Annotated in this window: 16 protein-coding genes (1 of these 16 cut by a window edge); 10 read left to right on the top strand and 6 right to left on the bottom strand. The window is 69.0% G+C overall.

The genetic code is table 11. The annotated features are described in order from the left end of the window. Positions 1-17: 17 nt before the first annotated feature. Genes nadD through C998_RS0109560 form a run of 4 tightly spaced genes read left to right on the top strand, consistent with a single transcriptional unit; the run spans position 18 to position 2,199 of the window. Positions 18-665 carry a nicotinate-nucleotide adenylyltransferase gene (gene nadD / locus C998_RS0109575; protein ID WP_018870643.1) on the top strand — a complete coding sequence of 216 codons (648 nt, stop codon included), beginning with the start codon at positions 18-20 and terminating at the stop codon, positions 663-665. A gap of 11 nt (positions 666-676) precedes the next feature. Then, positions 677-1,081: a ribosome silencing factor gene (rsfS, locus tag C998_RS0109570; RefSeq protein ID WP_026279561.1), complete on the top strand. Its 405-nt coding sequence runs from the start codon at positions 677-679 to the stop codon at positions 1,079-1,081. 15 nt (positions 1,082-1,096) lie between these two features. Next, positions 1,097-1,567, top strand: coding sequence for a 23S rRNA (pseudouridine(1915)-N(3))-methyltransferase RlmH (rlmH, locus tag C998_RS0109565; RefSeq protein ID WP_018870641.1), 471 nt, complete (start codon positions 1,097-1,099; stop codon positions 1,565-1,567). Positions 1,568-1,584: 17 nt separating this feature from the next. Further along, positions 1,585-2,199: a nucleoside triphosphate pyrophosphatase gene (locus tag C998_RS0109560; RefSeq protein WP_018870640.1), complete on the top strand. Its 615-nt coding sequence runs from the start codon at positions 1,585-1,587 to the stop codon at positions 2,197-2,199. Here the strand turns inward: C998_RS0109560 and C998_RS0109555 are convergent, their stop codons facing one another. The 3 genes from C998_RS0109555 to C998_RS0109545 are packed head-to-tail and all read right to left on the bottom strand — an operon-like array spanning position 2,200 to position 5,539. Next, positions 2,200-3,654, bottom strand: a complete 1,455-nt coding sequence (locus tag C998_RS0109555) for a sigma-54 dependent transcriptional regulator (protein ID WP_018870639.1) — start codon at positions 3,652-3,654, stop codon at positions 2,200-2,202. After that, positions 3,651-5,264, bottom strand: coding sequence for a PAS domain-containing sensor histidine kinase (locus C998_RS0109550; RefSeq protein ID WP_018870638.1), 1,614 nt, complete (start codon positions 5,262-5,264; stop codon positions 3,651-3,653). Before C998_RS0109550 ends, C998_RS0109555 begins: the two co-directional genes overlap by 4 nt. Before the next feature lie 26 nt (positions 5,265-5,290). Next, positions 5,291-5,539, bottom strand: a complete 249-nt coding sequence (locus tag C998_RS0109545; protein ID WP_018870637.1) for a PP0621 family protein — start codon at positions 5,537-5,539, stop codon at positions 5,291-5,293. 107 nt (positions 5,540-5,646) lie between these two features. Between C998_RS0109545 and C998_RS0109540 the strand changes: the two genes are divergently transcribed. Next, entirely contained in the window at positions 5,647-6,180 is a 534-nt protein-coding gene (locus C998_RS0109540) for an RNA pyrophosphohydrolase (RefSeq protein WP_196799382.1), read from the top strand. Between the two features lie 23 nt (positions 6,181-6,203). Next, positions 6,204-8,471, top strand: coding sequence for a phosphoenolpyruvate--protein phosphotransferase (gene ptsP / locus C998_RS0109535; protein WP_018870635.1), 2,268 nt, complete (start codon positions 6,204-6,206; stop codon positions 8,469-8,471). An 18-nt stretch (positions 8,472-8,489) separates the two neighbouring features. Here the strand turns inward: ptsP and C998_RS0109530 are convergent, their stop codons facing one another. Together C998_RS0109530 and C998_RS0109525 are read right to left on the bottom strand one after the other, a co-directional pair. Continuing rightward, positions 8,490-9,005 carry a CopD family protein gene (locus tag C998_RS0109530; RefSeq protein ID WP_018870634.1) on the bottom strand — a complete coding sequence of 172 codons (516 nt, stop codon included), beginning with the start codon at positions 9,003-9,005 and terminating at the stop codon, positions 8,490-8,492. Positions 9,006-9,067: 62 nt separating this feature from the next. Then, on the bottom strand, positions 9,068-9,586 hold the full coding sequence (locus C998_RS0109525) for a peroxiredoxin (protein ID WP_018870633.1): 519 nt from the start codon (positions 9,584-9,586) through the stop codon (positions 9,068-9,070). Positions 9,587-9,684: 98 nt separating this feature from the next. On the opposite strand from C998_RS0109525, the gene argC reads away from it, so the two are divergent. The 4 genes from argC (at position 9,685) to erpA (ending at position 12,353) form a co-directional block, all read left to right on the top strand. After that, positions 9,685-10,737 (top strand): N-acetyl-gamma-glutamyl-phosphate reductase, encoded by a 1,053-nt coding sequence (gene argC, locus C998_RS0109520; RefSeq protein WP_018870632.1) that lies wholly within the window; start codon positions 9,685-9,687, stop codon positions 10,735-10,737. Positions 10,738-10,809: 72 nt separating this feature from the next. Continuing rightward, a complete protein-coding gene (locus tag C998_RS0109515; protein WP_231364977.1) occupies positions 10,810-11,484 on the top strand; it encodes a DUF6776 family protein in 675 nt (224 codons plus the stop codon). After that, on the top strand, positions 11,481-11,915 hold the full coding sequence (locus tag C998_RS0109510; protein ID WP_018870630.1) for a polymer-forming cytoskeletal protein: 435 nt from the start codon (positions 11,481-11,483) through the stop codon (positions 11,913-11,915). The genes C998_RS0109515 and C998_RS0109510 overlap by 4 nt, the downstream gene beginning before the upstream one ends. 54 nt (positions 11,916-11,969) lie before the next feature. After that, positions 11,970-12,353, top strand: coding sequence for an iron-sulfur cluster insertion protein ErpA (gene erpA / locus C998_RS0109505; protein ID WP_018870629.1), 384 nt, complete (start codon positions 11,970-11,972; stop codon positions 12,351-12,353). A gap of 65 nt (positions 12,354-12,418) precedes the next feature. On the opposite strand, the gene C998_RS0109500 is transcribed toward erpA, so the two are convergent. Further along, on the bottom strand, positions 12,419-13,358 hold the 3' portion of the coding sequence (locus C998_RS0109500; protein WP_081617425.1) for an anhydro-N-acetylmuramic acid kinase. The gene runs 173 nt beyond the window's last position; 940 of the gene's 1,113 nt are visible here — the last part of the coding sequence; its start codon lies beyond the right edge, outside the window; it ends in the stop codon at positions 12,419-12,421.

Here is a 13,358-nt window from a genome sequence, read left to right as displayed (position 1 = left end):
GGCGGGAAGGTGGCGGCTTGATCGGGATCCTCGGCGGGACCTTCGACCCGATCCATTTCGGTCATCTGCGCCCGGCGCTGGAGGTGCAGCAGCACCTGGGGCTGGAACGGGTGCACTTCGTGCCCTGCCACGTGCCGCCTCATCGGGCCAGCCCCGGGACTTCGGGCGAGGACCGTCTGGCCATGGTGGAGCGCGCGGTGGCCGGTGTGGAGGGGTTCGTCGCCGACCGGCGCGAGCTGGACCGCACCGGGCCGTCCTACACCGTGGACACCCTGCTGACCTTCCGCCGGGAGCTGGGTGACGATGTGCCGCTGGTGCTGATCATGGGCATGGATGCCTTCGCCGGCCTGTCGTCCTGGCACCGCTGGGAGACCCTGTTCGAGCTGGCGCACGTGGCGGTGTCGCATCGCCCCGGAAGCCCCGCCTCGCAGGACCTGGGCGACGGCCCGGGAGGCGCGGTCACTGACGATCCCGCCGTGTTGCGGGCGAGTCCGGCCGGCCGGGTGTACTTCCAGCCGGTGACCCAGCTGGATATCTCCGCTACCGCCATCCGGGCCCAGCTGCGCGAGGGGACCAGCCCCCGCTTCCTGCTGCCCGGGGCGGTCGAACGCTACATACAGGAGCGCGGGCTTTACCGGTCCGCCGCAGGAAACGCATCGATATGACATCCGAGACCATGAACAGCGAACAGTTGCTGGAGCTGACCATCGAGGCGCTCGAGGACATGAAGGCCCGCAACATCCGCAGCATCGACGTGCGCGGCAAGACCACCCTGGCCGATTTCATCGTGATCGCCTCGGGGACCTCCGGGCGCCACGTGCAGTCCACCGCCGAGAACGTGGCGACCGAGGCCAAGCACCGTGGCATCCAGCCGCTGGGCGTGGAGGGCCAGGAGGGCCAGGAATGGGTCCTGGTCGATCTCAACGACGTGATCGTCCACGTGATGCTCCCCGAGACCCGCGATTTCTACAACCTGGAAAAGCTGTGGCTGGCCGAGGAAGAGGCCGCGGAGGGGGACGGGGCCGATGGCGGCATGGAGGATGATCCCGGCCTGCAGCGGGTCCGCCGGCTGCGCGGCTGAAGCGGAGCGCCGGCGATGCGTCTGCATCTGATCGCCATCGGCCGCCGCATGCCCGACTGGGTCGCCTCCGGCTTTGCCGAATACCGGGACCGGCTGCCCCGCGAATGGGGTTTCCAGCTGCACGCACTGGCGACCCCGGCGGGTTCGAAATCCATGGACGCCACGACCCGCCTGCGGCGCGAGGGCGAGGCCCTGCTCAAGGCGGTGCCCGAGGGTGCCCGGATCATCACCCTGGATGAACGCGGCCGTGAGGTGGACACCCGCGGACTGGCGCAGCGTCTGGCAGGCTGGCAGGACGACGGGCGCGACGTCGCGCTGCTGATCGGCGGCGCCGACGGCCTGGATACCACCGTGCGCGAGCGGGCCGAGTGGGCCTGGTCGCTGTCGCCGCTGACCTTCCCGCACATGCTGGTGCGGGTGCTGGTGGCGGAGCAGCTCTACCGCGCCTGGTCGTTGCTCAACAATCATCCCTATCACCGCGCCTGAGTCGCGCGGCGTCCGCCATGTCCTTTGCCGCTCCCGGAAACCGCCCCGACGCCCTGCCCCTGCTGCTGGCCTCGGCGTCTCCCCGCCGGCGTGAACTGCTGACGCAGATCGGCGTGGTGCACGAGGTGGCGGCCATGGACGTGGACGAGACCGCCGCGCCCGACGAGGAGCCCGGGGCACTGGTCGAGCGCCTCGCGGCGGTCAAGGCGGAAGCCGCGCGTGGCCACGCCCGCCGGGGGCAGTGGGTGCTGGCGGCCGATACGGTCGTGACGATCGACGGGGAGGCGCTGGGCAAGCCCGCGGACGAGGCTTCGGCCGCCGCCATGCTGCAGCGGCTGTCCGGCCGCGAACACCGGGTGATCACCGGCATGGCACTGCTGCGCGATGACGGCCCGGTGCGCACCGGGCGCGGCGAGACGCGGGTATGGATGCGCCCGCTGGACACCCGCGACATCGCGGCCTACTGGGCCAGTGGCGAGCCGCGCGACAAGGCGGGGGGGTATGCCCTGCAGGGGCGGGGCGCGGCCTTTGTCGAACGCATCGACGGTTCCTGCAGCAACGTGATCGGCCTGCCCCTGTTCGAGCTGGAGCAGTGGCTGAATGACCTGGAGGACCCGCCCGCCCGAGCCTGACTATTCGATTCCGAGTTTCTTCAGCCGGTAGCGCAGCTGGCGGAAACTGAGCCCCAGCAGCCGCGCGGCCGCGGTGCGGTTGCCGCCGGTCTGGTGCAGGGCGGTCTCGATCGCCTGGCGCTCCTGGTCGGCGAGGTGATCGTCCAGGCCCACATCCTCGTAGCGGATCGACGGCGGGGTGCGGCGCTCCTGCACCCCGGGAGGCGGGGTGCCCGGGTTGTTTGCGCCGGGGCCGGCGCGGCGGTCCTCGCCGTTGTCCCCCGGGGTCGGGGCGGTGGCCGGGAGATCGATGTTGTCGGCGTGAATCGCCGCGCCCTCCGCGAGGGTGGCGGCGCGCTCCAGGATGTTCTCCAGCTCCCGCACGTTGCCCGGGAAGGGGTGGCGCTCCAGCAGCTCCTGCGCGTCCGGCGCGAGTTCGCGGGCCTCCAGGCCCCATTGTTCGGCGATTCGCTGCAGCATCACGGTGGCCAGGCCGGGGATGTCGCCGTTGCGTTCGCGCAGCGGCGGGACCCGCAGTTCGATCACGTTGAGACGGTAATAGAGGTCCTGGCGGAAACGGCCTTCGCGCACGGCGCGCTCGAGGTCGTGATGGGTCGCCGACAGGATACGCACGTCCACCGGGATCTCCCGCGAGCCGCCGACCGGCTTGATCGCGCGCTCCTGGATCGCGCGCAGCAGCTTGACCTGCATCGCCAGCGGCAGGTCGGCGACCTCGTCCAGGAACAGGGTGCCGCCCTCGGCCGCCTGGAACAGCCCGGGGTGGTCCTGGGTGGCGCCGGTGAAGGCGCCCTTGCGGTGGCCGAAGAACTCGCTCTCCATCAGTTCCGCCGGGATCGCGCCGCAGTTCACCGGCACGAAGGGGCGGTCGGCGCGCGGCCCCAGCCGATGGATCTCGCGCGCCACCAGTTCCTTGCCGGAACCGGATTCTCCGGCGATGAACACCGGCGCCTGGGAGCGCGCCAGCTTGCGGATGGTGGCGCGCAGTTTCTGCATGGGTTCGGAGTCGCCCAGCAGCGGGCTGTCGGGGTCTTCGGTCGCGCTGCAGCGGGTCGGCGTCGAGCCGCACGCCGCCTCCGTGGCCGGCGCGGATTCCATGCGCAGGGCGCTGTCGATCAGTTCGCGCAGCTGCTTGAGGTCGACCGGCTTGCTGACGAAGTCGAAGGCGCCCAGCTTGAGGGCCTGCACCGCCGTATCGACACTGCCGTGCGCGGTGATGACCGCCACCGGCAGCTCCGGGCGGGTGGTCTGGATGTGACGCACCAGGTCCAGCCCGTCCCCGTCCGGCAGGCGCATGTCGGTCAGGCAGAGGTCGAAGTCCCGCTGCGCCAGCAGCTGCCGTGCCGGGTCCAGCGCGCCGGCCGTTTCGGCCTCCAGGCCCATGCGCGCGAGGGTGATCTCCAGCAGTTCGCAGATGTCGGGTTCATCGTCGACAACCAGCACGTGCTTGATGCTCATGACGCCGATCCCTGGTGTTGTTCGTCGGGGGCAAACAGGATGCGGAAGCAGCCCCCGGAGGGTGCATGCGCGTATTCCAGCGAGGCCCCGTTGTTTTCGCACAGCATGCGCGAGATGTACAGGCCCAGGCCGGAGCCGCCGGAATGGCCGGAGACGAAGGGCTCGAACAGCTCCTTCTCGGTTTCCGGATCGATGCCGGGGCCGGCGTCCAGCACGTCGAGGCTGACCACGCGGGCCACCTGGCCGGAACCACCACGCAGGATGATGGGCGGGCTGTCGGGCCGGTCGTGCCCGCCGTGCACCCGGGCATTGCCGCACAGGTTCCACAGCACCTGGTTGAGCTGCGACGGGTCGAACAGCACCATGGAGTCGGCGGGTTCCACGTTCACGTGCAGTGATTCCCGCGGTATCTGCAGCGCACTGCAGAATTCCTCGGCGAAGCGTTCGAGCTCGTCGCGCAGGTTGAGCCGCTGGCGTTCGCCCGATTCGCGACGCGAGAGGCTGAGGACGTTGGCGATCAGACTGTTCACGCGGTCGCTCTGCTTGTCGATGATCGCCAGCAGGCGCTGGTCGGGTGCCGAAAGGTCGGGCGATTCGCGCAGCAGCTGGGCGCTGTGGGAGATCGCGCCCAGCGGGTTGCGGATCTCGTGCGCGATACTGGCGGTCAGGCGGCCGAGGGCCTGCAGCTTGCTTGCCTGGGCCTGGCGGCGCAGTTCGGCGGCGTCTTCCAGGATCAGCAGAGTACCCTGATCGCCCTGGTTGCCCAGCGGGGCCAGGCGGACCTGCAGGGCCGGCTGTTCCTGGTCGCCGGGCAGGTGGCGGGTGCGGCTGGCCGGCCCGGTTTCTTCCTGCCATTCGCGCACGGCCCGGGCCAGGCGCGGCGAGATGGACGACAGGTGGCGCCCCGGGCGGGGCGGGAGGAGCTGGCGCGCCGCCTCGTTGATGGAGCGGATGTAGCCTCGGGGATCGATCGCCACCACCCCGGCGCTCATGCGCGCGATGATCTGGGCGTTGAGTTCCGCCAGGCTGGCGAGATCGACCTCCTGCTGTTCGACCTGGGCGCGGCTTTCGTCGGCCCGCCGGCTGAAATGGTGGGCCAGCAGGGTCCCGGCCAGCAGCGCGGCCCCCAGCAGCCCGGCCTGGGTCAGGCTGTCGAGGTCGCCCAGCGTGATCAGGATGGCGAGGCCTTCCGCACCCAGCAGGCCGGCGGTCACGCCAGCGGCCAGCGGGAGCCCCAGGCGACCCGCCGACAGCAGGGCGGTGGCCATCACCGCGGGGATCAGCAGCAGGCCGATGCCGGTGTGGACGCCCCCGGCAACCACCATCAGGGCGAGCAGGCCCGCGGCATCCCCGGTGCCGCCCAGCAGGATCATGCGGCGGAACTGTACGACGCGCTCGGGTTCGCGGTTGCAGTGTTCGGCAAACGTCGCCATGAACACCGAGAACACCAGGTAGCCACCGGCCAGTGCCGGATAGACTTCGGGGACCGCGGGGGCCACGCCCACCGGCAGGCCCGGGAACAGGCCCATCAGGAGCAGAACCAGCGCGACGAACACCCGGTACAGGGCGTACAGACGACTGGAGCGCTGGGTGTCGCTGTCGATGACCATCGATCAGGGGTTCCCCGTGACGGTGGTCAGCTGCGGCCGGAAGGTCCGGCGTCGGCATGTTGCCGCGAGCAGTAGCAGAGGTCGCCGTCGCAAACCGCCTGGTCCTCTGGCACGTGTACCCCGCAGTGGGCACAGCGGACCATGGCGCCACTTTCGCGCAGGCTTTCCGGAGGTTCGTCGCGGCGCACGCGGCGGCGCTCGCCGCTGGAGCGCACGAGGGTGCGTACGGCGAGAAAGATGGCAACGATGGCAATGATCAGCAGGAGCAGCCTCATGCCGCGAGTCTAAAACAATGTGCACCCGCATGCCTTCCGCGGGTCTTTGCCGCATTGCAGGGGGTGTGGAACAATGCGGGTAAACGAGAAGCGTCTGGTTGCGGCAAGTGATTGATTGCGATGGATTTCGTCCCAATGTAGGCATCATCCTGTGCAACCGGGAGCGGCAGTTGTTCTGGGGCAAGCGCGCGGGTCAGGACGCCTGGCAGTTTCCGCAGGGCGGCATCCGCACCGACGAGACGCCGGAAGAGGCCCTGTTCCGTGAACTGCGCGAGGAGACCGGGCTGCTGCCGGAGCATGTGGAACTGCTGGGCAGCACCCGACGGTGGCTGCGCTACAGGCTGCCGGAACGCATGATCCGGCGGCATCGCAACCCGGTGTGCGTGGGGCAGAAACAGCGCTGGTTCCTGCTGCGCATGACGGGCGAGGAGAGCAATGTAATGCTGGATGCGATGGATACGCCGGAGTTCGATTCATGGTGCTGGATTGACTACTGGCGGCCGGCGCGCGAAGTGGTGCACTTCAAGCGCAATGTCTACCGCCGGGCGCTGTGCGAACTGGTGCCACTGATGTTCCCCGAGCTGCAGCGCGACGGCGATGCGGCACCGCCATCCTGCAATCCGCCCGCGGTGCCGCGTTGAACGCCCCCGTGAACCCGCCCTCCATGCTGCAGGTCCTGCGCCGCGTGGTGCAGGAGGTCAATGGTGCGGCCGATTTCTTCGAGGCCCTGCACATCATCGTGACCCGGGTGAAGGCGGCGCTGGATATCGATGTCTGCTCGATCTACCTGAAGTCGCCGAGCTCCGGGCGCCTGGTGCTGATGGCCTCGGAAGGCCTGCATGCCGAATCGGTGGGGCAGGTGGAGATGGACCCGTCGGAGGGTCTGGTCGGGCTGGTCGCGTCACGCGCGGAGCCGGTCAACCTCGACAGCGCCCAGGACCATCCGCGGTTTCGCTATTTCCCGGAGACCGGCGAAGAGCGCTTTCTCGCCTTCCTGGGCGTGCCGATCATCCACCAGCGCAGCATGCTGGGGGTGCTGGTGGTGCAGCAGCGCGAGGCCCGCCGGTTCGACGACGAGCACGTGTCCTTCCTCATCACCCTGGCCGCGCAGCTGGCCGGGGCGATCGCCTATGCCGAATTCAACGACGAGATCTCCAGCGAGACCCCGCTGATCGGTCACCAGAACGTGGAGGCCACGGGGATCCCGGGGTCGCCGGGCGTGGCCATCGGGCATGCCGTGGTGGCCTATCGGCTGGCGGACCTGGATTCCATCCCCGATCGCGAGGGGGCCGGCCCGGAGGCCGAGCTGGAACGCTTCCGCCAGGCGGTCAGCGATACCCGCGACGAGATCCAGGACCTCAAGCAGCGCATGGGCGAGGCTCTGGGGCCGGACGAGCAGGTGCTGTTCGACGCCTACCTGATGCTGCTGGGCTCGGATTCCCTGGTGCACAAGACCGAGGGCCGGATCTCCGCGGGCCAGTGGGCCCCGGCGGCGCTGCGGGACACGGTGCGCGAGAGCGTGCGCGTGTTCGAGGACATGGAGGACCCCTACCTGCGCGAACGCGCGGCGGATGTGCGTGACCTCGGACGCCGCGTGCTGTCGCATCTGCTGCCGGCGGATCGCAGCCAGGACGAGTTCCCCGACGGCGGGATCCTGGTGGGGGATGACCTGACCGCATCGCATCTGGCCGAGGTGCCGATCGAGCGTCTGGGCGCGATCGTGTCCGCGCAGGGCACCGGCTCCTCGCACATCGCCATCCTGGCGCGGGCGCTGAACGTGCCCGCGGTGATGGGGGTGTCGGATCTGCCGGTGGGGCGGCTGGAGGATCGCGAGATCCTGGTGGACGGCTATCGCGGCCGGCTGTTCGTGAACCCGAATGCCGAGCTGCGCGCGGAGTTCGAACGCCTGGTGCGCGAGGAGCGCGAGCTGGCCGAGGATCTGCGCGCGCTGGCCAGGGATCCCGCGGCGACCCGTGACGGCCACCCGGTGCCGGTGCTGGCCAACTCCGGCTTGCTGGCGGACATCAAGCCTTCACTGGAATCGGGTGCCGAGGGCGTCGGGCTGTACCGCACCGAGGTCCCGTTCATGATCCGCGACCGTTTTCCCGGCGAGGAGGAGCAGGTCCGGCTGTACGAACAGATCGTCGCCTCCTTCGACCCGATGCCGGTGACCCTGCGGACCCTGGACATCGGCGGGGACAAGGCGCTGCCGTACTTCCCGGTGCAGGAAGACAACCCCTTCCTCGGCTGGCGCGGCATCCGTATCTCGCTGGACCACCCGGAGATCTTCCTGACCCAGCTGCGGGCGATGCTGCGGGCGAGCCGCGAGCACGACAACCTGCAGATCCTGTTCCCGATGATCTCGGCGCTGGACGAGCTCAAGGGGGCGATGGCCCTGCTCAACCGGGCACGCGAGGAACTGCTGGACGAGGGCTACCGCATCCCGATGCCGAAGGTCGGGGTGATGGTGGAGGTCCCCGCGGCGGTGTACCTGGCGGAGACCCTCGCGCGGCGGGTGGACTTCCTGTCGGTGGGCACCAATGACCTGGTGCAGTACCTGCTGGCGGTGGACCGCAACAACGCCCGCGTCGCCAACCTCTACGACACCCTGCATCCGGCCTGCATCCGCGCGCTGGAAGCGGTCGCCGAGGGGGCGCACCGCGCGGGCAAGCCGGTGTCGGTGTGCGGCGAGATGGCGGCGGATCCGGCGGCGGTGATCCTGCTGGTGGGGATGGGGATCGACAGCCTGAGCGTGAGCGTCTCGGCGATCCCGCGGGTGAAGTGGGTGATCCGTTCGTTCTCCACCGATCGTGCCGAGGCCCTGCTGGCGCAGTGCCGGCTGCTGGAAAACCCGGAACAGATCCGCTCCCTGCTCAACAATGCGCTGGTGCAGGCCGGGCTGGGCGGGCTGGTGCGCGCCGGCAAGACCTGACCCGCCGACGCGGCTGCGTCAGTTCCGCGCGCGGCGCCAGGCGGCCACCGCGGCCGAGATCACGAACAGCAGCAGGATGGCGCCGATGCCGATCAGGGCATCGGTGATCGAGCGGTTGACGGCCAGGATCACGATGCCCACCAGTGCCGGGACCGGCAGTTCATTGAACCAGCGATACCAGGTGTGGCCGCGGGTGTTGCGGTCCGCGGCGAAATCCGCCACCAGCTTGCCGCACCACAGGTGATAGGCGATCAGCAGGGCGATCAGGGTGAGCTTGAAGTGCATCCAGGGCTGTTCCAGGTGCACCGGCACCAGAGCCAGCATGATGCCGCCGAAGATCACCGTGATGATCCCCCCCGGTGTCATGATCCCGTAGAACAGCTTGCGTTCCATGACCTTGAAGCGCTCGTTGCCGGGCGCGTCCTCGGTCATTGCGTGGTACACGAAAAGCCGCGGCAGATAGAACAGCCCCGCGAACCAGGTGACCATGAAGATCAGATGAAGGCTGAGGAACCAGGAGTAGGCGTCGTGCATGGTGGCGTCCTTGTTGCGCCCGCAGCGGCGTTACGGGCCGGGTGTCCGACGCGGGCGCCGGCTCAGGAGAGCCAGCGCTCCAGGTGGTCGCGGATCTGGTCGAAATCGGGTTCGCCGAGCTTCTGGTAAACGATCCGTCCGCGGGGCGACACCAGGAACGTGGTCGGTGTCAGGCGAACCCCGCCCCAGGTGCTCGCCAGGTCGCCGGCCTCGTCGTGGATGACGGTGTAGGCGATCTCGCGATCCTCGCTCATCGAGCGTACCCGGCTTTCGCGGTCGTGCGCCATGGCGATGGCCACGATATCGAATCCGCGGTCACGGAAATCGGCGTGCAGTTCATTGAGGGTGGGGATTTCGCGGATGCATTCCGGGCAGTCGGTGGCCCAGAAGGAGATCAGGACCGGGCGGCCGTCATAGTCGTCGAGTGACACCGCCTCGCCTTCCAAGTTGGTGGCGGCGAAGCCGGGGGCTTCGCGCACGCCATCGCCGGTGGTGATCCATGCCGCGCCGACCGCGATCAGCACAAGGATGATGAAGACGCCGCCGATCGCGGCCTTGCGGTCCAGTTTGAGCTTGCTCATGTTTCCGGTTCCCGTGACTCGTCAAGGAGGCGTTGTTACTGACCTCGAAATGCGTACCGCGTTCCGCCGCGGGGCGCGAGCCGGTATCATGCCGCAGCATGACTTCCGTAACCAACAACAAGCCCACCCGGGTCGGGGTGGTCGGGGCCACCGGCTACGCCGGCGTCGAACTGTTGCGCATCCTCGCCGGACATTCGGCGGTGGAGCTTCACGCGGTGACCTCGCGCAGCGAGGACGGCACTGCGGTCGCCGATCTGTTCCCCAGTCTGCGCGGGGTTCTGGATGCGGTCTTCCGGGCCCCGGAGCCGGAGCTGCTGGCGGAGTGCGATGTGGTGTTCTTCGCCACGCCGCACGGCGTGGCCCATGCGATGGCCGGCGATCTGCTCGCGCGCGGCGTGCGCGTGATCGACCTGTCGGCGGATTTCCGCATCCGCGATCCCGAGCTGTGGAGCCGGTGGTACGGCCAGCCGCACGGGGCGCCGGAATACCTGGGCGAGGCGGTGTACGGCCTGCCCGAACTGCACCGCGGACGCATCTCCGAGGCGCGTCTGATCGCCGTGCCGGGTTGCTACCCCACCGCGGTGACGCTGGCCCTTCTGCCCTTGCTCGAGAACAAGCGGGTGGATGTGTCGGACATCATCGCGGATGCCAAGAGCGGGGTCAGCGGAGCGGGCCGGCAGGCGCGTATCGGCGGGCTGTTCGCCGAGGTGCAGGAGAACTTCCGCGCCTACGCCAGCGGTGGACACCGGCACTGGCCGGAGATCCATCAGACGCTGGCGGAAGTGGCCGGCACGGATGTTGGGCTGATCTTCCAGCCGCATCTGGTGCCGATGACGCGCGGGATCCTGGCCACCCTCTATCTGCGTCCGCTGGATGACGGCGACTGGGAGGCGCTGTTCCGGGAACGCTACGCCGGCGAACCTTTCGTTGATGTCATGCCGTCGGGGTCGCATCCGGAGACTGCGTCGGTGCGGGGGACCAACCAGTGTCGTCTGGCCCTGGCCGCGCCGCCGCACAGTGGCCGCCGCATGGTGATTTCGGCCATCGACAACCTGGTCAAGGGCGCGGCAGGGCAGGCCGTGCAGAACATGAATCTGATGCTGGGACGCCCGGAAACGGAGGGGCTGGAACTGGTTCCGGCCTTCCCCTGATCCATGCGATGGCGACGGCGTCCGCGGGTTCCCGCTCCGCGACGGTTGCGGGGGCACCCCCTGCGCCGTGCGGTGGTACCCGTTCTCGCGCTGATGATGGTGGGTGCGGCGGGCGTATGGTGGTGGTTGAACGCCGGAGATCCGCAGTCGACGGAGGTGACCCGTGAGCGGGACGCGCGTCTGGTCGAACTGCAATCGGCCTTGCAGGAACTTGCGCAGGAGCGTGATGCGGCCGTGCGCGAGCGGCTGTGCAGCGAGCGGCACCGTGAGGTGGCCGAGGCGGAACTCGCGGCCTGCCGGCGCGATGCCGAAGCCCGCGAAGCCGAACTGCTGGTGCTGCGCGAAGAGCTGGCGTTCTACCAGCGGCTGGCGGACGATGCCGGAGGCGACCGCATCGGGCTGCGCAATATCGCGGTGCACGAGACCGGCATCGAGGGTGAATACGAACTGATTTTCCAGGTGCACCGCGCCGGTCTGCGCGGAGAGGTCCCGGTGAGCTGGGACCTGGAGCTGGAAGGCGAACGCGACGGGGAGCGCGTGAGTCAGGGGACCGATGACCTGGGGCCGGACCTGCAGTCCGGGCGCAGCTTTGATCTGCGATTCCTGCGCACGGTCAGGGTGCGCCTGGTGCTGCCGGAGGGTTTCGGCCCGCAACGGCTGTCCATTAGAGTGGATCCCGAAGAGGACGGGCCGGACCGGATCGAAGAGACAAGAGGATGGGCCGCGGCCCGGAGGGCGAGTGAATGATGGGACGCAAGCGCAGGCAACGGGCCCGCCGGGTCGACACCCTGATCGGCGAGAACACCGCGATCCACGGCGACCTGGAATTCAGCGGCGGGCTGCATCTTGAAGGCCGGATCGTCGGAGACGTGCGGGCTTCGACCGACGGCTCCGCGGTGCTGGTGGTCGACGAGAAGGGGCAGATCGAAGGGCAGGTCGCGGTGCCGCATCTGGTATTGAACGGCAGCGTGCGCGGCGATGTCCATGCCGGAGAGCACGTGGAGCTGGGCGAGAAGGCGCGGCTGGAGGGGAATCTCTATTACAGCGTGCTGCAGATGGCGGAAGGCGCCTCGGTGGACGGACAGCTGCGGCGCCGGGATGCGGACGCCGCGCTGGAAGGCGAGGCACCATTGACTGCCCTGGCCGATGACACGCTTACGACGCGTAACGATTCTTGACTCCGGCGGTCAGACTTCATAGCTTGGCAACGAAATGATCACAGGAGACACCGCATGTCCGAAACGATGACGTCCAACGCGCAGGCCGAGACGGATGACATGGACATCCCCAGCCCGCTGGTGTTTACCGATGCCGCCGCAAGCAAGGTGAAGGGGCTGATCGAGGAGGAGAACAACGACAACCTCAAGCTCCGCGTCTTCGTCAGCGGTGGCGGCTGCTCCGGTTTCCAGTACGGCTTCACCTTTGACGAGACCGTCGGCGATGGCGACACCGTGGTCGAGAACGGCGGGGTGACCCTGCTGATCGATCCGATGAGCTTCCAGTACCTGGCCGGCGCCGAGATTGACTACACCGAAGGCCTCGAAGGCGCCCAGTTCGTGATCCGCAACCCGAACGCGACCACCACCTGCGGCTGCGGTTCCAGCTTCTCGGTCTGACCCGGCGGCCAGATCCGCGCACTACAGGCCCGGTCCGGCAACGGACCGGGCCTTTTTCATGCCATTTATCCCCCGGGGATCACGCACCCGAGGATGCGGGGGCCGCGGGCCCCGGTGACCGCCGGCAGGTTTCCGCTCTGATGATGCAGGGTCCGGAACGCCAGCCATGCAAAAGCGGCGCCTTCGACCTGTTCCGCCGGAATGCCGCAGGCATCGGTGAGTTCGATCCGGGTCTGCGGCAGGGCGGCCGCGAGCCGTTCCAGCAGAAAGCCGTTACGCGCGCCCCCTCCGCAGATCAGTACGTCTTCCGGTGCGTTGCCCGGTCGCACGAGTTCCCGGGCGATCGCGTGTGCCGTCAGCTCGGCCAGGGTTGCCTGCACGTCCGCCGGCTTCGCGGTGGACAGCGTTTGCCCGCCTCGAGCCACGAGCCACGCGGGCGAAAAATGTTCGGGCCCGGTGCTCTTGGGCGGCGGACGCTGGAAGTAGGGGTCCGCCAGCAGGGCCTGCAGCAGTTCCGGGTGCACCTGCCCGGTGCGCGCCCATGCCCCGTCCGCGTCATATTGGCAGCCCCGGTGGTGCCGCACCCAGTGATCCAGCAGGGTGTTGCCGGGGCCGCAGTCGTGGCCGCTGACCTCGCCGTCAGGTGGCAGCCGGGTCACGTTGCTGATGCCACCGATGTTCACCACCGCCCGGTCATGACCCGGCTGCGCGAAGCGGGCCGCGTGGAACCCGCAGGCCAGCGGTGCGCCTTCTCCGCCGGCGGCGATGTCCCGCTGACGGAACATAGCCACCGTATCCACGCCGGTTCGCTCGGCGATCCGGAACGGGTCGCCGATCTGCCACGAAAACGCCGGTTCTGCATCGGGGGCGTGATGGAGCGTCTGGCCATGGCTGCCGATCCCGCGGACATCGCCCGGGGTCAGGCCCTCCGCCCGGAGCAGCTCCGTGGCCGCGCGCGCGAACTGCTCGCCGACCCGCGCATCCAGGGTGCCCGCGGTCACCGCG

Origin of the sequence: Thioalkalivibrio sp. ALgr3, assembly GCF_000377325.1 — a bacterium.
Classification (GTDB): domain Bacteria; phylum Pseudomonadota; class Gammaproteobacteria; order Ectothiorhodospirales; family Ectothiorhodospiraceae; genus Thioalkalivibrio.
This window is presented reverse-complemented; position numbering and strand designations above follow the sequence as displayed.